Source organism: Pseudomonas svalbardensis (genome assembly GCF_030053115.1).
Classification (GTDB): domain Bacteria; phylum Pseudomonadota; class Gammaproteobacteria; order Pseudomonadales; family Pseudomonadaceae; genus Aquipseudomonas; species Aquipseudomonas svalbardensis.
Map to the genome: position 1 here is coordinate 5,616,233 of NZ_CP125619.1, position 21,996 is coordinate 5,638,228.

34 protein-coding genes are annotated in these 21,996 nt (G+C 55.5%); 2 read left to right on the forward strand and 32 right to left on the reverse strand.

Going from position 1 to position 21,996, the window contains the following annotated elements:
- Positions 1 to 35: 35 nt before the first annotated feature.
- On the forward strand, positions 36 to 404 hold the full coding sequence (locus QFX16_RS25975; protein ID WP_123359022.1) for an antibiotic biosynthesis monooxygenase family protein: 369 nt from the start codon (positions 36 to 38) through the stop codon (positions 402 to 404).
- 550 nt (positions 405 to 954) lie between these two features.
- Here the strand turns inward: QFX16_RS25975 and QFX16_RS25980 are convergent.
- A complete protein-coding gene (locus tag QFX16_RS25980) occupies positions 955 to 1,482 on the reverse strand; it encodes a single-stranded DNA-binding protein (protein WP_283181870.1) in 528 nt (175 codons plus the stop codon).
- A gap of 9 nt (positions 1,483 to 1,491) precedes the next feature.
- Positions 1,492 to 2,889 (reverse strand): MFS transporter, encoded by a 1,398-nt coding sequence (locus QFX16_RS25985; RefSeq protein ID WP_095131472.1) that lies wholly within the window; start codon positions 2,887 to 2,889, stop codon positions 1,492 to 1,494.
- 191 nt (positions 2,890 to 3,080) lie between these two features.
- Between QFX16_RS25985 and uvrA the strand changes: the two genes are divergently transcribed.
- The gene (gene uvrA, locus QFX16_RS25990) at positions 3,081 to 5,915 is read left to right on the forward strand and encodes an excinuclease ABC subunit UvrA (protein ID WP_283181871.1); all 2,835 of its coding nucleotides are present in this window, start codon (positions 3,081 to 3,083) and stop codon (positions 5,913 to 5,915) included.
- A gap of 63 nt (positions 5,916 to 5,978) precedes the next feature.
- Here the strand turns inward: uvrA and bfr are convergent, their stop codons facing one another.
- From bfr to rpsJ, 30 genes are all read right to left on the reverse strand, one after another.
- Positions 5,979 to 6,443, reverse strand: a complete 465-nt coding sequence (gene bfr, locus QFX16_RS25995) for a bacterioferritin (RefSeq protein WP_007943775.1) — start codon at positions 6,441 to 6,443, stop codon at positions 5,979 to 5,981.
- Positions 6,444 to 6,592: 149 nt separating this feature from the next.
- Complete coding sequence (locus QFX16_RS26000) at positions 6,593 to 8,047, reverse strand: catalase (RefSeq protein ID WP_283181872.1); 1,455 nt, start codon at positions 8,045 to 8,047, stop codon at positions 6,593 to 6,595.
- 209 nt (positions 8,048 to 8,256) lie between these two features.
- Complete coding sequence (gene rplQ / locus QFX16_RS26005) at positions 8,257 to 8,643, reverse strand: 50S ribosomal protein L17 (protein WP_008145500.1); 387 nt, start codon at positions 8,641 to 8,643, stop codon at positions 8,257 to 8,259.
- Positions 8,644 to 8,685: 42 nt separating this feature from the next.
- Positions 8,686 to 9,687, reverse strand: coding sequence for a DNA-directed RNA polymerase subunit alpha (locus QFX16_RS26010; protein ID WP_003186012.1), 1,002 nt, complete (start codon positions 9,685 to 9,687; stop codon positions 8,686 to 8,688).
- 22 nt (positions 9,688 to 9,709) lie between these two features.
- Positions 9,710 to 10,330: a 30S ribosomal protein S4 gene (gene rpsD, locus QFX16_RS26015; protein WP_003210056.1), complete on the reverse strand. Its 621-nt coding sequence runs from the start codon at positions 10,328 to 10,330 to the stop codon at positions 9,710 to 9,712.
- A gap of 18 nt (positions 10,331 to 10,348) precedes the next feature.
- Positions 10,349 to 10,738 (reverse strand): 30S ribosomal protein S11, encoded by a 390-nt coding sequence (gene rpsK / locus QFX16_RS26020; protein ID WP_002555466.1) that lies wholly within the window; start codon positions 10,736 to 10,738, stop codon positions 10,349 to 10,351.
- Positions 10,739 to 10,768: 30 nt separating this feature from the next.
- Entirely contained in the window at positions 10,769 to 11,125 is a 357-nt protein-coding gene (gene rpsM / locus QFX16_RS26025; protein ID WP_003186020.1) for a 30S ribosomal protein S13, read from the reverse strand.
- 130 nt (positions 11,126 to 11,255) lie between these two features.
- A complete protein-coding gene (rpmJ, locus tag QFX16_RS26030; protein WP_002555468.1) occupies positions 11,256 to 11,372 on the reverse strand; it encodes a 50S ribosomal protein L36 in 117 nt (38 codons plus the stop codon).
- Between the two features lie 27 nt (positions 11,373 to 11,399).
- Positions 11,400 to 12,728 carry a preprotein translocase subunit SecY gene (gene secY / locus QFX16_RS26035; RefSeq protein WP_007896784.1) on the reverse strand — a complete coding sequence of 443 codons (1,329 nt, stop codon included), beginning with the start codon at positions 12,726 to 12,728 and terminating at the stop codon, positions 11,400 to 11,402.
- A complete protein-coding gene (rplO, locus tag QFX16_RS26040; protein WP_007896782.1) occupies positions 12,729 to 13,166 on the reverse strand; it encodes a 50S ribosomal protein L15 in 438 nt (145 codons plus the stop codon). It lies immediately after the preceding gene.
- 3 nt (positions 13,167 to 13,169) lie between these two features.
- The gene (rpmD, locus tag QFX16_RS26045) at positions 13,170 to 13,346 is read right to left on the reverse strand and encodes a 50S ribosomal protein L30 (protein ID WP_003186033.1); all 177 of its coding nucleotides are present in this window, start codon (positions 13,344 to 13,346) and stop codon (positions 13,170 to 13,172) included.
- 2 nt (positions 13,347 to 13,348) lie between these two features.
- Entirely contained in the window at positions 13,349 to 13,849 is a 501-nt protein-coding gene (rpsE, locus tag QFX16_RS26050) for a 30S ribosomal protein S5 (protein WP_003186035.1), read from the reverse strand.
- 3 nt (positions 13,850 to 13,852) lie between these two features.
- Entirely contained in the window at positions 13,853 to 14,203 is a 351-nt protein-coding gene (gene rplR, locus QFX16_RS26055) for a 50S ribosomal protein L18 (RefSeq protein ID WP_003186037.1), read from the reverse strand.
- 10 nt (positions 14,204 to 14,213) lie between these two features.
- A complete protein-coding gene (gene rplF, locus QFX16_RS26060; protein WP_003176412.1) occupies positions 14,214 to 14,747 on the reverse strand; it encodes a 50S ribosomal protein L6 in 534 nt (177 codons plus the stop codon).
- A gap of 12 nt (positions 14,748 to 14,759) precedes the next feature.
- Positions 14,760 to 15,152, reverse strand: a complete 393-nt coding sequence (rpsH, locus tag QFX16_RS26065) for a 30S ribosomal protein S8 (protein ID WP_003186040.1) — start codon at positions 15,150 to 15,152, stop codon at positions 14,760 to 14,762.
- 209 nt (positions 15,153 to 15,361) lie between these two features.
- Complete coding sequence (gene rpsN / locus QFX16_RS26070; protein WP_003176414.1) at positions 15,362 to 15,667, reverse strand: 30S ribosomal protein S14; 306 nt, start codon at positions 15,665 to 15,667, stop codon at positions 15,362 to 15,364.
- Positions 15,668 to 15,680: 13 nt separating this feature from the next.
- Positions 15,681 to 16,220 (reverse strand): 50S ribosomal protein L5, encoded by a 540-nt coding sequence (rplE, locus tag QFX16_RS26075; RefSeq protein WP_003176415.1) that lies wholly within the window; start codon positions 16,218 to 16,220, stop codon positions 15,681 to 15,683.
- Between the two features lie 20 nt (positions 16,221 to 16,240).
- Positions 16,241 to 16,555 carry a 50S ribosomal protein L24 gene (rplX, locus tag QFX16_RS26080; protein WP_008145498.1) on the reverse strand — a complete coding sequence of 105 codons (315 nt, stop codon included), beginning with the start codon at positions 16,553 to 16,555 and terminating at the stop codon, positions 16,241 to 16,243.
- 11 nt (positions 16,556 to 16,566) lie between these two features.
- Positions 16,567 to 16,935: a 50S ribosomal protein L14 gene (rplN, locus tag QFX16_RS26085; protein ID WP_002555479.1), complete on the reverse strand. Its 369-nt coding sequence runs from the start codon at positions 16,933 to 16,935 to the stop codon at positions 16,567 to 16,569.
- 23 nt (positions 16,936 to 16,958) lie between these two features.
- On the reverse strand, positions 16,959 to 17,225 hold the full coding sequence (rpsQ, locus tag QFX16_RS26090; protein ID WP_283181873.1) for a 30S ribosomal protein S17: 267 nt from the start codon (positions 17,223 to 17,225) through the stop codon (positions 16,959 to 16,961).
- Positions 17,226 to 17,227: 2 nt separating this feature from the next.
- The gene (rpmC, locus tag QFX16_RS26095) at positions 17,228 to 17,419 is read right to left on the reverse strand and encodes a 50S ribosomal protein L29 (protein ID WP_002555481.1); all 192 of its coding nucleotides are present in this window, start codon (positions 17,417 to 17,419) and stop codon (positions 17,228 to 17,230) included.
- A complete protein-coding gene (gene rplP / locus QFX16_RS26100; RefSeq protein ID WP_008145497.1) occupies positions 17,419 to 17,832 on the reverse strand; it encodes a 50S ribosomal protein L16 in 414 nt (137 codons plus the stop codon). Before rplP ends, rpmC begins: the two co-directional genes overlap by 1 nt.
- A gap of 12 nt (positions 17,833 to 17,844) precedes the next feature.
- Complete coding sequence (gene rpsC / locus QFX16_RS26105) at positions 17,845 to 18,531, reverse strand: 30S ribosomal protein S3 (protein WP_003176422.1); 687 nt, start codon at positions 18,529 to 18,531, stop codon at positions 17,845 to 17,847.
- Positions 18,532 to 18,544: 13 nt separating this feature from the next.
- A complete protein-coding gene (rplV, locus tag QFX16_RS26110; protein WP_003103908.1) occupies positions 18,545 to 18,877 on the reverse strand; it encodes a 50S ribosomal protein L22 in 333 nt (110 codons plus the stop codon).
- A 13-nt stretch (positions 18,878 to 18,890) separates the two neighbouring features.
- Positions 18,891 to 19,166, reverse strand: coding sequence for a 30S ribosomal protein S19 (gene rpsS, locus QFX16_RS26115; protein WP_002555486.1), 276 nt, complete (start codon positions 19,164 to 19,166; stop codon positions 18,891 to 18,893).
- A gap of 16 nt (positions 19,167 to 19,182) precedes the next feature.
- Complete coding sequence (rplB, locus tag QFX16_RS26120; RefSeq protein ID WP_003176423.1) at positions 19,183 to 20,007, reverse strand: 50S ribosomal protein L2; 825 nt, start codon at positions 20,005 to 20,007, stop codon at positions 19,183 to 19,185.
- Between the two features lie 14 nt (positions 20,008 to 20,021).
- On the reverse strand, positions 20,022 to 20,321 hold the full coding sequence (gene rplW, locus QFX16_RS26125) for a 50S ribosomal protein L23 (protein WP_002555488.1): 300 nt from the start codon (positions 20,319 to 20,321) through the stop codon (positions 20,022 to 20,024).
- The gene (rplD, locus tag QFX16_RS26130; protein WP_007896707.1) at positions 20,318 to 20,920 is read right to left on the reverse strand and encodes a 50S ribosomal protein L4; all 603 of its coding nucleotides are present in this window, start codon (positions 20,918 to 20,920) and stop codon (positions 20,318 to 20,320) included. Before rplD ends, rplW begins: the two co-directional genes overlap by 4 nt.
- A 12-nt stretch (positions 20,921 to 20,932) precedes the next feature.
- Positions 20,933 to 21,568, reverse strand: a complete 636-nt coding sequence (gene rplC, locus QFX16_RS26135) for a 50S ribosomal protein L3 (RefSeq protein WP_003186059.1) — start codon at positions 21,566 to 21,568, stop codon at positions 20,933 to 20,935.
- Between the two features lie 80 nt (positions 21,569 to 21,648).
- A complete protein-coding gene (gene rpsJ, locus QFX16_RS26140; RefSeq protein WP_003186070.1) occupies positions 21,649 to 21,960 on the reverse strand; it encodes a 30S ribosomal protein S10 in 312 nt (103 codons plus the stop codon).
- Between the last annotated feature and the right edge of the window lie 36 nt (positions 21,961 to 21,996).

The following is a 21,996-nucleotide window of genomic DNA, read 5'->3' on the forward strand; positions in this document are numbered from 1 at the left end:
ACCTGAAAAATACCGTCAAGGATGAGGAGTCAAAAATGATCGTAGTTTTGTTTGAGTTGCAGGCACTGCCAGGCCAGGGCGAGACCTATGTTGACCTGGTCAACAAGCTGACCCCGCTTCTTGAACCCATGAACGGGTTTATCTCCGTCGAGTGCTTTCAAAGCACGCTGAACCCCAAGAAGGTGATGTCGGTCACCACCTGGCGCGATGAGGAAGCCGTGGTGCAGTGGCGCAACGTGACAGCCCACCTGTCGGCCCAGCGTGCCGGGCGCGACAAAATCTTCGATGACTATCGCGTGCGCGTGACATCGGTGATTCGTGATTACGGCCTGCGTGATCGCGAACAGGCACCGTACAACGTAGTGGTCGACGGTGAACCCGCCACGGCTGCCGCGGTGGTATAACGCCGTATTCTCGTCAGCTGCACAGGGGCGAGATTTATTGTCGGTGGTTGTGGTGAGCGGGCTCACCACAACCCGCTCTTCGACATCAGTAATCCCAGAACGCCGCCACCCAGCGAAATGCATCGCCATCGATCACCACTCGCCCCACCGAAGGAAACAGCACGTGTAGTGGTGACAAACAGCTCCCTGCTTCGCGCCGCCTCGCCAAATGAACGATGACTCCGCAACGGCGCCGCTTCTCCTTGCCTCCCGAACCAAAATTACGCCATCGAATTGCTTTCCCTTCGCCTTGTGGATGTTCATAACTTGCAAAAAGGGCGAATCCTCAGCTCCATCCAATATCTGTTCTTGCGCTAAGGCTTGATCAAGCGCCAAACGAGCATTTATTTTTACATTCTTTGATTGTGGAGCAAATTGTAGGTCAGCTTTACACGTGGCGAAAAAAAACCCTCCCAGCTTTACAGCAAAGAGGGCTTTTGTTTACTCACGTAAGGCTATGATTTAAACCGCTGAGCTAATCAATCACCTTTACGTTTTGCTCTTATGTAGGTTAGAACGGGATATCGTCATCAAAGCTGTCGAAATCCGGAGCCGGCTGCGGAGCGGCCTGCTGTGGAGCTGGTGCCTGGCGCGACTGTTGCGGTGCCGACTGCTGCGGACGCGGGGCCTGTTGGCGTGGGGCCGGGGCGGACTGCTGGTAGTTGTTGCCCCCGTCTTGTTGGTCGCCCTGCTGTGGACGGCCGCCCAGCAGTTGCATGGTGCCTTGCATGTCGACCACGATTTCAGTGGTGTAACGCTTGATACCGTCTTTTTCCCACTCGCGGGTCTGCAGCTTGCCTTCGATGTAGACCTGCGAACCTTTACGCAGGTACTCGCCGGCGATTTCGGCAACCTTGCCGAACATCGACACACGGTGCCATTCGGTCTTCTCGACTTTCTGACCGGTTTGCTTGTCGGTCCACTGTTCGCTGGTCGCCAGACTCAGGTTGGTCACGGCGTTACCGTTAGGCAAGTAGCGAACTTCGGGATCCTGGCCGCAAGTGCCGACCAGTATGACTTTGTTAACCCCACGGGCCATAACGTTCTCCTAGGCTACGCACGCTGCCCCGGCCGGGTTGTTCACCAGGCGTTCAAGGGTGGTGCGATCCAATAGTTCTGTGTCCAATTTGATGTAAATCGCCGCTTCATCTTCGACGATCACTGCATCTGTTACCCCTACGACGGCCTTCAGGCGCTCGACCAGACCCGCTTCGCGGATCGCCTCGGGCGACAACGGCAAGCGCAGGCTCGTCACGTAGGGAGGTTCGCGCATGGTAACAGCAAAGGCCAGCCAGAGGGCAGCCAGACCGGCGCATCCAAGGAACACAACCGACAGACCGCCATGCTGAAACAGCCAGCCGCCGAGGATGCCGCCCAGTGCCGAACCGAGGAACTGGCTGGTGGAATAAACCCCCATCGCCGTGCCCTTGCCGCCTGCCGGTGAAACCTTGCTGATCAGCGATGGCAACGAAGCTTCCAGCAAGTTGAACGCGGTAAAGAACACCACCGTCCCGATCACCAGAGCTCGCAAGCTATCGCCGAACTGCCAGAAGAATAGCTCAGTGAGCATCAGCGTCGCGACGGCGCCGAGTAAAACTCGTTTCATTTTGCGTTTCTTCTCGCCGTAGATAATGAACGGGATCATGGCGAAGAAGGAAATCAGCAGCGCGATCAGGTACACCCACCAGTGCTGCTCTTTGGGCAGCCCGGCTTTTTCGACCAGCGCCAGCGGCAATGCAACGAAGCTCGACATCAACATCGCGTGCAACACAAAAATGCCCAGGTCCAGACGCAGTAAGTCTGGATGCTTGAGCGTCGGTATCAGTGCCTGGCGCGCAACGCCGGATTCTCGGTGCTGCAACGGCCCGGTCGAGCGCGGCACCATGAACATCACGATTACGATGCCGAACAGCGCCATGCCGCCCGTGGCGAGGAACAACCCGGACAGACCAAAGGCGCGGGTCAACAACGGTCCTACAACCATCGCGACAGCGAACGACAGACCGATCGTCATGCCGATCATGGCCATGGCTTTGGTCCGATGCTGTTCGCGGGTCAGGTCTGACAGCAACGCCATCACCGCCGCGGAAATCGCCCCGGCGCCTTGCAGGATTCGTCCGGCGATCACGCCCCAGATCGAGTCGGCATTGGCCGCCAGCACGCTACCGAGGGCAAAGACGATCAGCCCCAGGTAAATCACCGGACGGCGACCGATGCGGTCGGAAATGAAGCCGAAAGGAATTTGAAAGATCGCCTGGGTCAGGCCGTAAGCGCCAATCGCCAGCCCGATAAGGGCCGGGGTCGCTCCTGCCAGATCCATCCCATAGGTCGCCAGTACCGGCAACACCATGAACATGCCAAGCATACGGAAGGCGAACACCAGGGCCAGACCGCTTGCTGCGCGGGTCTCACTGCCACTCATGCGTTCGCTGTGGGGATCGTGCATGGAAAAACCTCATGTGAACCGGCGGCGATTCTACCAGTCCCATCGATTGACGGGGTATATCGCGACGCTTTGACGCGCTCTGCTGACAGACTCTTCATGTAAGGCTGCAACCCGCTCATTCGATAGTGTGCATCCATCCAGTATTTGGCCGTATACTCCTACGTTTTCGACGCCCGCCGAGCGAGGCCACTTTGGACAAGATCCTGATTCGTGGGGCCCGAACCCACAACCTGAAGAACATCGACCTGACCCTGCCACGGGACAAACTGATCGTCATCACCGGCCTGTCCGGCTCCGGAAAATCATCCCTGGCATTCGACACGCTGTACGCCGAAGGCCAGCGCCGCTACGTCGAATCGCTGTCGGCCTATGCGCGGCAATTTTTGTCGATGATGGAAAAGCCTGACGTCGACACTATTGAAGGTTTGTCGCCAGCCATTTCCATCGAGCAGAAATCGACCTCGCACAACCCGCGTTCGACGGTCGGCACCATCACCGAAATCTACGACTATCTGCGCCTGCTTTACGCCCGCGTGGGTATTCCGCGTTGCCCGGATCACGACATTCCGCTGGAAGCCCAGACCGTCAGCCAGATGGTCGACCTTGTGCTCGCCCAACCGGAGGGCAGCAAGCTTATGCTGTTAGCGCCGGTGATCCGCGAGCGTAAAGGCGAACACCTTTCGGTCTTCGAAGAACTGCGCGCCCAAGGCTTTGTGCGGGCTCGGGTCAACGGACGGCTCTGCGAGCTGGACGAATTGCCGAAGCTGGATAAGCAGAAGAAGCACTCGATCGATGTGGTGGTCGACCGCTTCAAGGTGCGCGCCGACCTGCAACAGCGCCTGGCCGAGTCGTTCGAGACCGCTTTGAAGCTCGCGGACGGCATTGCCCTGGTCGCGCCGATGGACGACGAGCCCGGCGAAGAAATCATCTTCTCCGCGCGCTTCGCCTGCCCGATCTGCGGTCATGCCATCAGCGAGCTGGAACCCAAGCTGTTCTCCTTCAACAACCCGGCCGGCGCTTGCCCGACTTGCGATGGTCTGGGTGTTAAGCAGTTCTTCGACATCAAGCGATTGGTCAATGGCGAACTGACGCTCGCGGAAGGCGCGATTCGTGGCTGGGACCGGCGCAACGTCTATTACTTCCAGATGCTCGGGTCGTTGGCTTCGCACTACAAGTTCAGCCTGGAAGTGCCGTTCAACGAACTGCCGGCCGATCAGCAGAAGTTCATCCTGCACGGCAGCGGTTCGCAGAACGTCGACTTCAAATACCTGAACGACCGTGGCGACATCGTCAAACGTTCGCACCCGTTCGAAGGCATCGTGCCTAATCTGGAACGTCGCTACCGTGAAACCGAGTCCGCCTCGGTGCGTGAAGAGCTGGCCAAGTTCCTCAGCACACAACCTTGCCCGGATTGCCGTGGTACTCGCCTGCGTCGTGAGGCGCGGCATGTTTGGGTGGGCGAGAAGACGCTGCCGGCGGTGACCAATCTGCCGATTGGCGATGCCTGTGAGTACTTCGGTGTTCTGAAACTTACTGGCCGTCGCGGTGAAATTGCCGACAAGATTCTCAAGGAAATTCGCGAGCGACTGCAGTTCCTGGTCAACGTTGGCCTAGACTATTTGTCACTGGATCGCAGTGCGGACACGTTGTCCGGTGGTGAAGCGCAGCGTATCCGTCTGGCCAGCCAGATTGGCGCAGGCCTGGTTGGCGTTCTGTACATTCTCGACGAACCATCGATTGGCCTGCACCAGCGAGACAACGATCGGTTGCTCGGTACGCTCAAGCACTTGCGGGATATCGGCAACACGGTGATCGTGGTCGAGCACGATGAAGATGCGATTCGCCTGGCTGACTACGTGGTGGATATCGGTCCGGGCGCAGGTGTACACGGCGGACACATTGTCGCCGAAGGTACGCCGGCCGAGGTCATGGCTCATCCAGACTCGTTGACCGGCAAGTACTTGTCGGGCCGGGTAAAAATTGCAGTCCCGGCCAAACGCACACCGAGGAACAAGAAGCTGTCGCTGTCCCTCAAGGGCGCTCGCGGCAACAACTTGCGCAATGTCGACCTGGACATTCCAATCGGCCTGCTGACTTGCGTCACCGGCGTGTCTGGCTCGGGCAAGTCGACACTGATCAACAACACGCTGTTTCCTTTGAGCGCCACGGCACTCAATGGTGCAACGACGCTTGAAGCGGCTGCTCACGACAGCATTAAAGGTCTGGAGCATCTGGATAAGGTTGTCGACATCGATCAGAGTCCGATCGGACGCACGCCACGCTCAAACCCGGCGACGTACACCGGACTGTTCACACCGATTCGCGAACTGTTCGCCGGTGTGCCGGAGTCCCGCTCCCGCGGTTATGGTCCTGGACGCTTCTCCTTCAACGTAAAGGGCGGACGTTGCGAAGCTTGTCAGGGCGATGGCCTGATCAAGGTAGAAATGCACTTCCTGCCGGATATCTATGTCCCGTGCGACGTCTGCAAGAGCAAGCGCTACAACCGCGAGACTCTGGAGATCAAGTACAAGGGCAAGAACATCCACGAAACCCTCGAGATGACGATCGAGGAGGCGCGAGTGTTCTTCGATGCGGTTCCGGCCCTGGCGCGCAAGCTTCAGACGTTGATGGATGTCGGCCTGTCGTACATCAAGCTTGGGCAGTCAGCGACCACGCTGTCGGGTGGTGAAGCCCAGCGGGTGAAGCTGTCCCGCGAACTGTCCAAGCGCGATACCGGCAAGACGCTGTATATCCTCGATGAGCCGACAACTGGCCTGCACTTCGCTGATATTCAGCAGTTGCTCGACGTATTGCATCGATTGCGCGACCACGGCAACACTGTGGTGGTGATCGAACACAACCTTGATGTAATCAAAACAGCCGACTGGCTGGTGGACCTGGGGCCGGAAGGCGGTTCAAAGGGCGGTCAGATCATTGCCGTCGGTACGCCGGAAGAAGTGTCGGAGATGAAACAGTCTCATACCGGCTTCTACCTCAAACCGCTGCTGGAGCGCGATCGGGCCTGAATCCAGCGCACAAAAAAGCCCCTGTCACTTGCTCAGCGACAGGGGCTTTTTGTATCGGTGCAATCAGGCGTGAGATTGCAGGTAGTTCTCGAGACCGATCAACTTGATCAGACCCATCTGCTTTTCAAGCCAGTAGGTGTGGTCTTCTTCGGTGTCATGCAATTGAACCCGCAGCATCTCGCGACTGACATAGTCCTTGTGCTGTTCGCAGAGCTTTATACCCTTGCAGAGCGCGGCGCGGACTTTGTATTCAAGTCGCAGGTCAGCGGCAAGCATGTCCGGCACGGTAGTGCCGACATCAAGGTCGTCCGGGCGCATGCGCGGCGTACCTTCGAGCATCAGAATTCGGCGCATCAGGGCATCAGCGTGCCCGGCTTCTTCTTCCATCTCGTGGTTGATACGTTCGTAGAGCTTGGTGAAACCCCAGTCCTCATACATCCGCGAATGGACGAAATATTGATCACGCGCCGCCAGTTCGCCGGTCAGCAACGTGTTGAGGTAATCGATTACGTCTGGGTGGCCTTGCATCGCCCTACATCTCCCTGCTTGAAAGTCTGTAGTTTGAACCAAGCAGACTGTTTGGTCACTCTGCTTGCGCGATAAAAGCGAAGATATTCTGAGAAAAGTGGTTTAAATAACGCAAAAACCGCCCAAATGAGGGCGGTTCTGCTTCTCGTTTAGACTTCGTTAAGCTGTACGCCCAACGCCGCTGCGATTGCTTCTCCGTACGCCGAGTCGGCCCTGAAGAAATGCTGTAATTGACGATCAATCACGTCGCCGGAGACGCCGCCCATGGCGCCGGCAATGTTGTTGACCAGCAGGGCTTTCTGCTCATCACTCATCAGACGGAACAGCGCACCGGCGTGGCTGTAATAGTCGGTATCTTCGCGATGATCGTAACGATCAGCCGCCCCGCTTAGAACCAGCGCGGGCTCTGCATAGCGAGGCGCTTGTTTCGGCGATTCGATGTAGCTGTTCGGCTCGTAGTTAGGTGTTGCACCGCCATTGCTGCCAAACGCCATCGAACCGTCGCGCTGATAGCTGTTTACCGGGCCGCGAGGCGCGTTCACCGGCAATTGCTGGTGGTTGGTGCCAATGCGGTAGCGGTGAGCATCTGCGTAAGCGAACACTCTACCTTGCAGCATGCGGTCAGGCGACAAACCGACACCCGGGACCATGTTGCTCGGCCCGAACGCCGCTTGCTCGACTTCAGCAAAATAGTTCTGTGGGTTGCGGTTAAGCTCCAGTTCGCCAACTTCGATCAGCGGAAACTCTTTCTGCGACCAGGTTTTGGTCACGTCAAACGGGTTCTCGTAGTGCGCCGCGGCCTGTGCCTCCGTCATGATCTGGATGCACACGCGCCATTTCGGGAAATCACCGCGCTCAATCGCGCCGAACAGATCACGCTGTGCGTAATCCGGATCGGTACCGGCCAGGCGTGCTGCTTCTGCTGGCGCCAGGTTTTTAATCCCTTGCTTGGTTTTGTAGTGCCACTTCACCCAGTGACGCTCGCCATTGGCGTTGATCAGGCTGTAGGTGTGACTGCCGAAGCCGTGCATGTGACGGTAGCCATCGGGGATGCCACGGTCCGAGAACAGAATGGTGACCTGATGCAGCGCCTCAGGTGAGTGCGACCAGAAGTCCCACATCATTTGCGCGCTTTTCAGGTTGCTTTGCGGCAGACGTTTCTGGGTGTGAATAAAGTCCGGAAATTTCAAAGGATCGCGGATGAAGAACACTGGCGTGTTGTTGCCGACGATGTCCCAGTTACCTTCTTCGGTATAGAACTTCAGGGCGAAACCACGTGGATCACGCTCAGTATCAGCAGAACCGCGCTCGCCGCCCACGGTGGAAAACCGCAGGAAGGTTGGGGTTTGCTTGCCGACAGATTCAAACAGTTTGGCGCTGGTGTACTCGGTGATGTCCCGAGTTACGGTGAACGTACCGTAAGCACCCGAACCTTTGGCGTGTACACGGCGCTCCGGGATGTTTTCACGGTTGAAGTGGGCAAGCTTCTCGATCAGGTGAAAGTCGTCGAGCAGCAGCGGGCCACGAGGGCCGGCGGAACGGGAGTTCTGGTTATCAGCGACAGGAGCGCCACTGGCGGTGGTAAGTGTTTTATTTTGGCTCATGCAATGTCTTCCTCTGTCAGTCTTTCCTACTGCCGGCTAATCGGCTGAGAGGGAGTATTGACCATCAACATGGCACCATCAAATTCATTAAATTGTGAGAATCGATAGATAAATACTAATGAGGCTTTATCGCTTAGGCTTTTCGATACTTTTCGAGCGCGCACAAAAAACCGGGCACTAGGCCCGGCTCTTCGTTTCAGACTGACGTCTTACTCAGCGGATACAGCTTCACCACCGGCAGGACGATCAACCAACTCGACGTACGCCATAGGCGCGTTGTCGCCAGTGCGGAAACCGCACTTGAGGATGCGCAGGTAGCCACCCTCACGGGTAGCGTAACGCTTGCCCAGGTCGTTGAAGAGCTTACCAACGATAGCTTTCGAACGAGTGCGGTCGAAAGCCAGACGGCGGTTAGCCAGGCTGTCTGTCTTGGCCAAAGTGATCAGCGGCTCAGCAACGCGACGCAGTTCTTTAGCTTTCGGCAGTGTAGTTTTGATCAGCTCGTGCTCGAACAGCGACACTGCCATGTTTTGAAACATGGCCTTGCGGTGCGAGCTAGTGCGGCTCAGGTGACGACCACTTTTACGATGACGCATGGTTCATTCCTTACCAAACACAACGTTCGGTGATTACGACGATCAGGCAGTCGCCTTGTCGTCCTTCTTAAGACTTGCAGGCGGCCAGTTGTCGAGGCGCATGCCGAGGGACAGACCGCGGGAGGCCAGAACGTCCTTGATTTCAGTCAAGGATTTCTTGCCAAGGTTCGGAGTCTTCAACAGCTCTACTTCGGTACGCTGAATCAGGTCACCGATGTAGTAGATGTTTTCCGCCTTAAGGCAGTTAGCCGAACGTACAGTCAGTTCCAGATCGTCAACCGGGCGAAGCAGGATCGGATCGATCTCGTCTTCCTGCTCGACAACCACTGGCTCACTGTCACCTTTGAGGTCGACGAACGCAGCCAACTGCTGTTGCAGAATGGTTGCAGCGCGGCGAATTGCCTCTTCAGGATCCAGAGTACCGTTGGTTTCCAGATCAATAACCAGCTTGTCCAGGTTAGTACGCTGTTCGACACGGGCGTTTTCCACCACGTATGCGATACGGCGAACCGGGCTGAACGAAGAGTCAAGCTGCAAGCGACCGATGCTGCGGCTTTCGTCTTCATCGCTCTGACGCGAGTCTGCCGGTTCATAACCACGACCACGAGCTACGGTGAGCTTCATGTTCAGGGCGCCGTTAGACGCCAGGTTAGCGATTACGTGATCGGGGTTAACGATCTCGACATCATGATCCAGCTGAATATCGGCAGCGGTAACCACCCCCGAACCCTTCTTCGACAAGGTCAGCGTAACTTCGTCACGGCCGTGCAGCTTGATAGCCAGACCTTTAAGGTTCAACAGGATTTCAATTACGTCTTCCTGTACACCTTCGATGGCGCTGTACTCATGGAGCACACCGTCAATCTCGGCCTCGACTACTGCGCAGCCGGGCATTGAGGACAACAGGATGCGGCGCAGCGCGTTGCCCAGGGTGTGGCCAAAACCACGCTCGAGAGGCTCGAGAGTGATCTTGGCGCGGGTTGGACTGACAACCTGCACATCAATATGGCGGGGTGTCAGGAACTCATTTACCGAAATCTGCATGGATGCACCTATTTTCTAGCCCTTACTTGGAGTAGAGCTCGACAATCAGGCTTTCGTTGATGTCGGCGGACAGATCACTGCGAGCAGGAACGTTCTTGAAAACGCCCGACTTCTTCTCAGTGTCTACTTCTACCCATTCTACGCGGCCACGTTGGGCACACAGATCGAGAGCTTGGACAATGCGAAGTTGGTTCTTTGCTTTCTCGCGAATCGCGACCACGTCACCAGCACGAACTTGGTACGACGGCACGTTTACGGTCTGACCGTTAACGCTTACGGATTTGTGCGATACCAGCTGACGGGATTCGGCACGAGTAGAGCCAAAACCCATACGGTATACAACGTTGTCCAGACGGCATTCGAGCAGTTGCAACAGGTTTTCGCCAGTTGCGCCTTTCTTGCCAGCAGCTTCTTTGTAGTAGCCGCTGAATTGACGCTCGAGAACGCCGTAGATACGACGAACCTTCTGCTTTTCACGCAGTTGGGTGCCGTAATCGGACTGGCGACCGCGGCGTTGGCCGTGGATACCAGGTGCTGCTTCAATGTTGCACTTCGATTCGATCGCGCGCACGCCGCTCTTCAAGAAGAGATCGGTGCCTTCGCGACGAGCGAGTTTGCATTTTGGACCAATGTAACGAGCCATTCTTTACAATCTCCTGGATTACACGCGGCGCTTCTTCGGCGGACGGCACCCGTTGTGCGGGATTGGCGTCACGTCGGTGATGCTGGCGATCTTGTAGCCACAGCCGTTCAAAGCGCGGACTGCAGATTCACGACCTGGACCTGGACCTTTGACGTTAACGTCGAGGTTTTTCAGGCCGTATTCCAGCGCAGCTTGACCAGCACGTTCAGCAGCTACTTGAGCAGCAAACGGCGTGGACTTGCGGGAACCGCGGAAACCCGAACCACCGGAGGTAGCCCAGGAAAGAGCGTTGCCTTGACGGTCGGTGATGGTCACGATTGTGTTGTTAAAAGATGCATGGATGTGGGCGATGCCATCAACCACTGTCTTTTTAACTTTTTTACGAGGACGAGCAGCAGGTTTAGCCATGATTAATTTCCTGTCGATTCGCTGGGGCGATTACTTGCGGATCGGCTTACGCGGACCTTTACGGGTACGCGCGTTAGTCTTGGTACGCTGACCGCGCACTGGAAGACCACGACGATGACGCAGACCGCGATAGCAACCGAGGTCCATCAAACGCTTGATTTTCATGTTGATTTCGCGACGCAGGTCACCTTCAGTGGTGAACTTCGCCACTTCGCCACGCAGCTGTTCAATCTGCTCGTCGCTCAGATCTTTGATCTTTGCGGCTGGGTTTACCCCAGTCACTGCACAGATCTTCTGTGCAGTAGTGCGACCAACACCATAGATGTAGGTCAGCGAGATAACAGTATGCTTGTTATCTGGAATGTTAACGCCTGCAATACGGGCCATTCAGTGGGACTCCAATTGACAGCTACCTACGCCCCGGAAGCCAAGAAATAGGGCGCGAGATAATATCGCTGTAATAACAAATAATCAACCCGGCAGCGCACTAGCTGCCGGGCTTGAAGCACAATCACACTCAGCCTTGGCGCTGTTTGTGACGCGGTTCCGCGCTGCAAATTACTCGAACAACACCTTCGCGGCGAATAATTTTGCAGTTACGGCACAGCTTTTTCACCGATGCACGAACTTTCATCACCAACTCCTCGAACCTTATGGGTACTCAGCGCAACATGCCGCTGCCGTAACCCTTCAGGTTGGCTTTCTTCATCAGGGATTCGTACTGGTGCGAAACGAGGTGCGATTGTACTTGAGACATGAAGTCCATCACAACCACGACCACGATCAGCAACGAGGTCCCGCCAAGGTAGAACGGAACGTTTGCTGCAACCACCAGGAACTGGGGCAACAGGCACACGGCCGTCATATATAGAGCACCGAACAGGGTCAAACGAGTCAGAACGCCATCAATGTAGCGCGCAGACTGCTCACCTGGACGGATGCCCGGAATAAAGGCACCGGACTTCTTCAGGTTTTCCGCTACGTCTTTCGGATTGAACATCAACGCCGTATAGAAGAAGCAGAAGAAAATAATCCCTGCACTAAACAGCAGAATATTCAACGGCTGACCAGGAGCGATCGACTGCGAGATGTCCTGCAGCCAGCCCATACCTTCAGACTGACCAAACCAGGTACCCAACGAAGCCGGGAACAGCAAAATGCTGCTCGCGAAAATGGCTGGTATAACACCGGCCATGTTCACCTTCAACGGCAAGTGGCTAGTCTGCGCAGCAAAGACCTTACGACCCTGCTGACGCTTGGCGTAATGAACAGCAATACGACGCTGACCACGCTCAATGAACACCACGAAACCGATAATCGCTACTGCCAGCAAACCGATGGCAACCAAGGCAAAAATGTTGATATCACCCTGACGCGCAGACTCGAAAGACTGCCCGATCGCTCTCGGAAGACCGGCGACGATACCTGCGAAAATCAACATCGAGATACCGTTGCCAACACCACGCTCAGTAATCTGCTCACCCAGCCACATCATGAACATCGCACCAGCCACAAACGTGGATACCGCGACGAAATGGAAGCCAAAGTCACCAGTGAACGCAACGCCCTGCCCTGCCAGACCAATGGACATGCCAATTGCCTGAACGAGAGCGAGGACGACAGTGCCGTAGCGGGTGTACTGAGCGATCTTGCGACGCCCAGCTTCACCTTCCTTCTTCAACTGTTCCAGCTGCGGGCTGACGGCGGTCATCAGCTGCATGATGATCGATGCCGAAATGTACGGCATGATTCCCAGTGCAAAGATACTCATCCGCTCCAGCGCGCCGCCGGAAAACATGTTGAACAAGCTAAGAATGGTCCCCTCATTCTGTCGAAACAGGTCCGCGAGTCGGTCCGGGTTGATACCTGGAACCGGGATGTGTGCGCCTATTCGGTAGACGATAATCGCCAGGAACAGAAAACGCAGACGAGCCCAGAGTTCAGACATACCGCCTTTGCCGAGCGCAGAGAGAGCACCTTGCTTAGCCATTTATTCCTCGAACTTGCCGCCAGCTGCTTCGATAGCCGCACGCGCACCTTTGGTGGCGCCGATTCCCTTTCCGATGGTGACAGCGCGAGTAACTTCGCCGGACAGCATGATTTTCACACGCTGTACGTTGACGTTGATCACGTTGGCATCTTTCAGGGACTGCACGGTGACGATGTCGCCTTCCACTTTAGCCAGCTCGGACAAACGCACTTCTGCGCGATCCATGGCTTTCAGGGAAACGAAACCGAACTTCGGCAGGCGACGATGCAGCGGCTGTTGACCGCCTTCAAAGCCTGGAGCAATGGTGCCACCGGAGCGGGAGGACTGACCTTTGTGGCCACGGCCACCGGTCTTGCCCAAACCACTACCGATACCACGGCCCGGACGATGCTTTTCGCGACGGGAACCCGGCGCTGGACTCAGATCATTGAGTTTCATCGATTAACCCTCGACACGCAGCATGTAGTAAGCCTTGTTGATCATCCCGCGATTCTCGGGAGTATCAAGTACTTCTACAGTGTGACCGATGCGACGCAGACCCAGACCCTTAACGCACAGTTTGTGGTTAGGGATGCGGCCGGTCATGCTTTTGATCAGCGTAACTTTAACGGTAGCCATGATCAGAAGATCTCCTTGACGCTTTTTCCACGCTTGGCGGCAATGGATTCAGGAGACTGCATAGCTTTCAAACCTTTGAAAGTGGCGTGAACCACGTTTACCGGGTTAGTCGAGCCGTAGCACTTGGCCAGAACGTTCTGAACACCAGCAACTTCGAGGACAGCACGCATAGCGCCGCCAGCGATGATACCGGTACCTTCAGAAGCAGGCTGCATGTACACCTTCGAAGCGCCGTGAGCGGACTTCATCGCGTACTGCAGAGTGGTGCCGTTCAGGTCAACTTGGATCATGTTGCGGCGAGCAGCTTCCATTGCCTTCTGGATCGCAGCAGGCACTTCACGCGACTTGCCACGGCCGAAGCCAACACGCCCTTTACCATCACCAACCACGGTCAACGCGGTGAAAGTGAAGATACGGCCGCCTTTAACGGTTTTGGCTACGCGGTTAACTTGAACCAGCTTCTCGATGTAGCCTTCGTCGCGCTTTTGGTCGTTATTTGACATAACTTAGAACTCCAGCCCAGCTTCACGAGCAGCATCAGCCAGCGCCTTGACGCGGCCGTGATACTTGAAGCCAGAGCGGTCGAAAGCCACCTGCGAGACGCCAGCGGCTTTAGCACGCGTAGCGACCAGCTGGCCAACCTTAGTGGCCGCGTCGATGTTGCCAGTGGCGCCATCACGCAGTTCTTTATCCAAAGTCGAGGCACTTGCCAGGACTTTGTTGCCGTCGGCCGAAATGACCTGGGCGTAGATGTGCTGCGACGAGCGGAACACGCAGAGACGCACGACTTCGAGTTCGTGCATTTTCAGGCGTGCTTTGCGAGCGCGACGCAGTCGAGTAACTTTTTTGTCGGTCATTTGCTATGCCCTACTTCTTCTTGGCTTCTTTACGACGGACGACTTCGTCCGCGTAGCGCACACCTTTGCCTTTGTACGGCTCTGGTGGACGGAAGTCGCGGATCTCGGCGGCCACTTGACCTACCAGCTGCTTATCGATGCCCTTGATCAGGATATCGGTCTGGCTAGGAGTCTCAGCGGTGATGCCTTCCGGCAGTTCATAATCCACTGGGTGCGAGAAGCCAAGAGCCAGGTTCAGCACTGTGCCTTTTGCTTGCGCTTTGTAACCAACACCGACCAGCTGGAGCTTGCGCTCGAAGCCTTGGCTTACGCCTTGGACCATGTTGTTTACCAACGCACGAGTGGTACCAGCCATTGCGCGAGTTTGTTGATCGCCATTGCGAGCAGCGAAACGCAGCTCACCAGCTTCTTCAACGATCTCAACGGACGAATGGATGTTCAGTTCGAGAGTGCCCTTGGCACCCTTCACCGAAAGCTGTTGACCTGCGAATTTGACTTCGACACCGGCTGGCAGCTTAACGGGGTTCTTAGCGACGCGTGACATGCTTATCCCCCCTTAGAACACAGTGCAAAGAACTTCGCCGCCGACACCGGCAGCGCGCGCAGCACGATCCGTCATCACACCTTTGTTGGTGGAGACGATAGACACACCGAGACCGCCACGAACTTTTGGCAGATCATCGACGGACTTGTACTGACGCAGGCCTGGACGGCTAACGCGCTTCACTTCTTCGATGACCGGACGGCCTTCGAAGTACTTCAGCTCGATGGACAGCAGTGGTTTGATTTCGCTGCTGATCTGATAACCCGCAATGTAACCTTCGTCCTTCAGGACTTTGGCAACAGCTACCTTCAAAGTAGAAGATGGCATGCTTACGACGGACTTTTCAGCCATCTGGGCATTACGGATTCGAGTTAGCATGTCCGCTAACGGGTCCTGCATACTCATGGGCTAGACGCTCCTAATACAAAAAAATTAGCCTTGCGGCTACTACTTGTCGCCGAGCTCATCCATGCGGAAAAAGCACGGGCTCAGGCGAGCCGGGTATTCTAGACACACCCCACAAATGAATCAAGCCCCAAAAGGGGCTTGATTCAAGTTCAAGGTCACCGGCGGTCAGGATCTTGCGACCCCGAACACCGAGACTTTGATAGTGCTTACCAGCTGGCTTTAACCAGACCAGGTACGTCACCACGCATTGCAGCTTCACGCAGTTTGTTACGGCCAAGGCCGAACTTGCGGTAAACGCCGTGTGGACGACCGGTCAGGCGGCAGCGGTTACGCATGCGCGAGGCGCTTGCGTCACGTGGCTGCTTCTGCAGAGCTACTGTAGCTTCCCAACGTGCTTCTGGACTTGCGTTCAGATCAACGATGATAGCTTTCAGTGCTGCACGCTTTTTGGCGTACTTGGCAACCGTGAGCTGACGCTTCAGCTCGCGGTTTTTCATGCTCATCTTGGCCATTTTCCTACTCCAATCAGTTGCGGAACGGGAATTTGAAAGCACGCAACAGGGCGCGACCTTCATCATCGTTCTTGGCAGTGGTGGTCAGGGTAATGTCCAGACCGCGGAGAGCATCGATCTTGTCGTAGTCGATTTCCGGGAAGATGATCTGCTCTTTAACGCCCATGCTGTAGTTACCACGACCATCGAAGGACTTGGCATTCAGGCCGCGGAAGTCGCGAACCCGAGGCAGGGAGATCGACAGCAGACGATCCAGGAACTCGTACATACGCTCACGACGCAGGGTCACTTTGACGCCGATCGGCCAACCTTCACGGACTTTAAAGCCAGCGATGGATTTCCGAGCGTAGGTCACAACGACTTTCTGGCCGGTGATCTTTTCCAGGTCGGCAACAGCGTGCTCGATGACTTTTTTGTCACCGACCGCTTCGCCCAGACCCATGTTCAGGGTGATTTTTGTAACGCGTGGAACTTCCATCACGTTCGAAAGCTTAAGTTCTTCCTTAAGCTTCGGTGCGATTTCCTTCCAGTAAATCTCTTTTAGTCGTGCCATGGTCTTCTACCTAGCAGTGTTCAAGCATCAACCGCTTTTTGGGTCGACTTGAAGACACGAATTTTCTTGCCGTCTTCTACTTTGAAACCAACGCGGTCAGCCTTGTTGGTTTCGCCGTTGAAAATGGCGACGTTAGAAGCGTCCAGTGGAGCTTCTTTTTCGACGATACCGCCTTGTACGCCCGACGCCGGGTTAGGCTTGGTATGACGCTTAACCAGGTTCAGACCACCAATAACCAGACGGTTATTAGCGAGAACCTTAAGCACCTTACCGCGCTTACCTTTGTCTTTGCCGGCGATCACGATGATCTCGTCGTCACGACGAATCTTTTGCATGTCGGATCTCCTTACAGCACTTCTGGGGCGAGCGAGACGATCTTCATGAACTTCTCAGTACGAAGTTCACGGGTCACTGGCCCAAAGATACGGGTGCCGATCGGCTCTTGCTTGTTGTTCAGAAGAACAGCAGCGTTGCCATCAAAGCGGATAATGGAGCCATCAGCACGACGTACGCCGTGACGAGTGCGGACTACAACAGCAGTCATCACTTGGCCTTTTTTCACTTTACCGCGAGGAATTGCTTCCTTCACGGTAACTTTGATGATGTCACCGATACCAGCGTAACGACGATGGGAGCCACCCAGCACCTTGATGCACATAACACGGCGAGCGCCGCTGTTATCGGCCACATCGAGCATGGATTGAGTCTGAATCATATAATTTCTCCGACCCCTAGTCCTTAGACTTCCACAGCGCGTTCGAGAACATCAACCAATGCCCAAGACTTGGTCTTGGCCAGCGGACGAATTTCACGAATAGTGACTTTGTCGCCGATGTGGCACTGATTGGTTTCGTCGTGCGCGTGCAGCTTAGTCGAACGCTTAACGTATTTACCGTAGATCGGGTGCTTAACGCGACGCTCGATCAGAACGGTGATGGTTTTGTCCATCTTGTCGCTGACAACACGGCCAGTCAGCGTACGGACAGTTTTTTCGGCTTCAGCCATGATTACTTACCTGCCTGCTGGTTAAGCACAGTCTTCACGCGAGCGATGTCACGTTTAACTTGCGAGAGCAGATGAGACTGCCCCAACTGGCCAGTTGCTTTCTGCATACGCAGATTGAACTGGTCGCGCAGCAGGCCGAGCAGTTGCTCGTTCAGCTGCTGTGCGGATTTTTCACGAAGTTCATTCGCTTTCATCACATCACCGTCCGTTTAACAAAGGCGGTGGCGAGCGGCAGCTTTGCAGCAGCCAGGGCAAAAGCCTCACGCGCCAGCTCTTCAGTAACACCCTCGATTTCATACAGGACTTTGCCTGGCTGAATCTGGGCAACCCAGTACTCCACACTACCCTTACCTTTACCCATCCGAACTTCGAGTGGCTTTTTGGAAATAGGCTTGTCCGGGAATACACGGATCCAGATCTTGCCGCCACGTTTAACGTGACGGGTCAGAGCACGACGCGCTGACTCGATCTGACGAGCGGTGAGACGACCACGAGCTACAGACTTCAGCGCGAACTCGCCGAAGCTGACTTTGCTACCGCGCTGTGCCAGACCACGGTTGTGGCCTGTCATCTGCTTGCGGAACTTCGTACGCTTTGGTTGCAACATTTGGCGTACCCCTTACTTAGCAGCTTTTTTACGAGGCGCTGGTGCTTGTGGTTTCAGTTCTTCTTGGCGACCACCAATTACTTCGCCTTTGAAGATCCAAACCTTTACACCGATCACACCGTAAGTGGTGTGAGCTTCGTAGTTGGCATAGTCGATGTCGGCACGCAGGGTGTGCAGTGGCACACGACCTTCGCGATACCATTCAGTACGTGCGATTTCAGCACCGCCGAGACGACCGCTCACTTGGATTTTGATGCCTTTGGCACCAATGCGCATGGCGTTCTGAACAGCGCGCTTCATAGCGCGACGGAACATTACGCGACGCTCCAGCTGCTGAGCTACGCTCTGCGCAACCAGCATACCGTCGAGTTCCGGCTTGCGGATCTCTTCGATATTGATGTGCACAGGCACACCCATTTGCTTGGTCAGGTCCTGACGCAGTTTCTCAACATCTTCACCTTTCTTCCCGATAACGATACCTGGACGAGCGGTGTGGATGGTGATACGTGCAGTCTGAGCCGGACGATGGATATCGATACGGCTTACGGACGCGCTTTTTAGTTTGTCTTGGAGATACTCGCGCACCTTCAGATCAGCGAACAAATAGTCCGCATAAGTCCGACCGTCTGCGTACCAGACGGAGGTGTGCTCCTTGACGATTCCCAGGCGAATGCCAATGGGATGTACTTTCTGACCCATCTCTTCGACTCCGTTACTTGTCAGCAACCTTGACAGTGATATGGCAAGACCGCTTGACGATGCGATCAGCACGGCCTTTGGCACGTGGCATGATTCGCTTCAGCGAACGCCCTTCGTTGACGAAAACGGTGCTGACTTTAAGGTCATCAACGTCTGCGCCTTCGTTATGCTCGGCGTTGGCTACGGCCGACTCCAGCACTTTCTTCATGATCTCGGCGGCTTTCTTACTGCTGAAAGCCAACAGGTTGAGCGCTTCGCCCACCTTCTTCCCGCGGATCTGGTCGGCGACCAAGCGGGCTTTCTGGGCGGAGATTCGAGCGCCCGACAACTTAGCGGCTACTTCCATCGTTCCTTACCCCTTAACGCTTGGCTTTCTTGTCTGCCACGTGCCCACGATATGTGCGGGTACCGGCAAACTCGCCCAGTTTGTGGCCGACCATGTCTTCGTTCACGAGAACTGGGACATGTTGACGACCGTTATGCACTGCAATGGTCAAACCGACCATTTGTGGCAGGATCATGGAACGGCGCGACCAGGTTTTAACTGGTTTGCGATCGTTCTTTTCCGCCGCCACTTCGATCTTCTTCAGTAGGTGAAGATCAATAAAAGGACCTTTTTTCAGAGAACGTGGCACTGTCGTATCCCTCTATTTACTTGCGACGACGGACGATCATTTTGTCGGTACGCTTATTACCACGAGTCTTCGCGCCCTTAGTCGGGAAGCCCCATGGCGATACCGGATGACGACCACCAGAGGTACGACCTTCACCACCACCATGTGGGTGGTCAACCGGGTTCATGGCAACACCACGAACGGTTGGGCGAACGCCACGCCAGCGTTTGGCACCAGCTTTACCCAGCGAACGCAGGCTGTGCTCGGAGTTCGAGACTTCACCCAGGGTCGCGCGGCATTCAGCCAGCACTTTACGCATCTCACCAGAACGCAGACGCAGGGTCACGTAGACACCTTCACGAGCGATCAGCTGAGCCGAAGCACCAGCGGAACGAGCGATTTGCGCGCCTTTACCTGGCTTCAATTCGATGCCGTGTACGGTGCTACCAACTGGAATGTTACGCAGTTGCAGAGCGTTGCCCGGCTTGATCGGTGCCAGAGCACCTGCGATCAGCTGGTCGCCAGCACTCACGCCTTTAGGGGCGATGATGTAGCGACGCTCGCCATCTGCGTACAGCAGCAGAGCGATGTGAGCAGTACGGTTTGGATCGTATTCAATACGCTCGACAGTGGCAGAGATGCCATCTTTGTCGTTGCGACGGAAATCGACCAGACGATAATGCTGCTTATGGCCACCACCGATGTGACGAGTGGTAATACGACCATTGTTGTTACGACCACCAGTCTTCGATTTTTTCTCGAGCAGCGGTGCGTGAGGAGCGCCTTTATGCAGCTCCTGGTTGACCACCTTGACCACAAAACGGCGGCCAGGGGAAGTCGGTTTGCATTTAACGATTGCCATGATGCACCCCTTCCTTACTCAGCACTGCTGCTGAAATCGAGATCTTGGCCTGGCTGAAGGGAGATAACTGCCTTCTTCCAGTCATTACGCTTGCCCAGACCGCGAGCAGTGCGCTTGCTCTTACCCAGAACATTCAGGGTAGTAACACGCTCTACTTTCACGCTGAACAGGCTTTCGACGGCCTTCTTGATTTCCAGCTTGGTTGCGTCAGTTGCAACCTTGAAAACGAACTGGCCTTTCTTGTCAGCCAGAACCGTAGCCTTCTCGGAAACGTGCGGGCCAAGCAGAACTTTAAATACGCGTTCCTGGTTCATCCCAGCAGCTCCTCGAATTTCTTCACGGCCGACACGGTGATCAACACCTTGTCGTATGCGATCAGACTAACTGGATCGGAACCTTGCACGTCACGTACATCAACGTGTGGCAGGTTACGAGCAGCCAGGTACAGGTTCTGATCAACCACTTCAGACACGATCAAGACGTCAGTCAGGCCCATGCCGGTCAGTTTGTTCAGCAGATCTTTGGTCTTCGGTGCATCAACAGCGAAGTCCTGAACCACAACCAGACGATCAGTACGCACCAGCTCAGCAAGGATGGAACGCATTGCTGCGCGATACATCTTCTTGTTCAGCTTCTGAGTGTGATCCTGAGGACGAGCTGCGAAAGTGGTACCGCCGCCACGCCAGATTGGGCTACGGATAGTACCGGCACGAGCACGGCCAGTACCTTTCTGACGCCATGGGCGCTTACCGCCACCACGAACGTCGGAACGGGTCTTTTGCTGCTTGCTACCTTGACGGCCGCCGGCCATGTAGGCCACGACTGCTTGGTGAACCAGCGTCTCGTTGAATTCGCCGCCAAATGTCAGTTCGGAAACTTCGATCGCTTGAGCGTCATTTACATTTAATTGCATGTCAGCTTCCCCTTAACCGCGAGCCTTGGCTGCTGGACGTACAACCAAGTTGCCGCCAGTAGCGCCAGGAACAGCGCCCTTGACCAACAACAGATTGCGTTCAGCGTCCACGCGCACTACTTCGAGGGACTGCACGGTCACGCGCTCAGCGCCCATATGACCGGACATTTTTTTGCCCTTGAATACACGACCAGGAGTCTGGCACTGGCCGATAGAGCCTGGAACGCGGTGGGACACGGAGTTACCGTGGGTATTATCTTGCCCGCGGAAATTCCAACGCTTGATCGTACCCTGGAAGCCTTTACCTTTGGACTGACCGGTTACATCAACCAGTTGACCAGCGGCGAAGATTTCAGCGTTGATCAGATCGCCGGCCTGGTACTCGCCTTCTTCAAGACGGAATTCCATTACGGTACGACCAGCGGCAACGTTCGCTTTAGCGAAGTGGCCAGCTTGAGCAGCTGTAACACGCGAAGCACGACGCTCGCCTACAGTGACTTGCACTGCACGATAGCCATCGGTCTCTTCAGTTTTGAACTGGGTGACGCGATTCGGTTCGATCTCAATGACCGTGACCGGAATGGAGACACCTTCTTCGGTGAAAATACGGGTCATACCGCATTTACGACCGACTACACCAATAGTCATGTTGTAAACCTCATGAGTGTACGGGGCTTTCACCCGCTATGGCCGCCCATTTCAGAGCGTTACACGACTAAGACCGAGTCTTAGCCGAGGCTGATCTGCACTTCCACACCGGCCGCAAGATCAAGCTTCATAAGCGCATCAACGGTTTTATCCGTTGGCTGGACGATGTCCAGAACGCGCTTATGAGTACGGATCTCATACTGGTCACGCGCGTCTTTGTTGACGTGCGGGGAGACCAGAACGGTGAACCGCTCTTTACGGGTAGGCAGTGGAATCGGACCACGCACTTGAGCACCAGTACGTTTCGCGGTTTCCACGATTTCCTGGGTGGATTGGTCGATCAGGCGATGGTCAAAAGCCTTCAACCTGATACGGATTTGCTGATTTTGCATTGGATTTCAGACTCCGGCTGCTATTCCCAGCGAGCG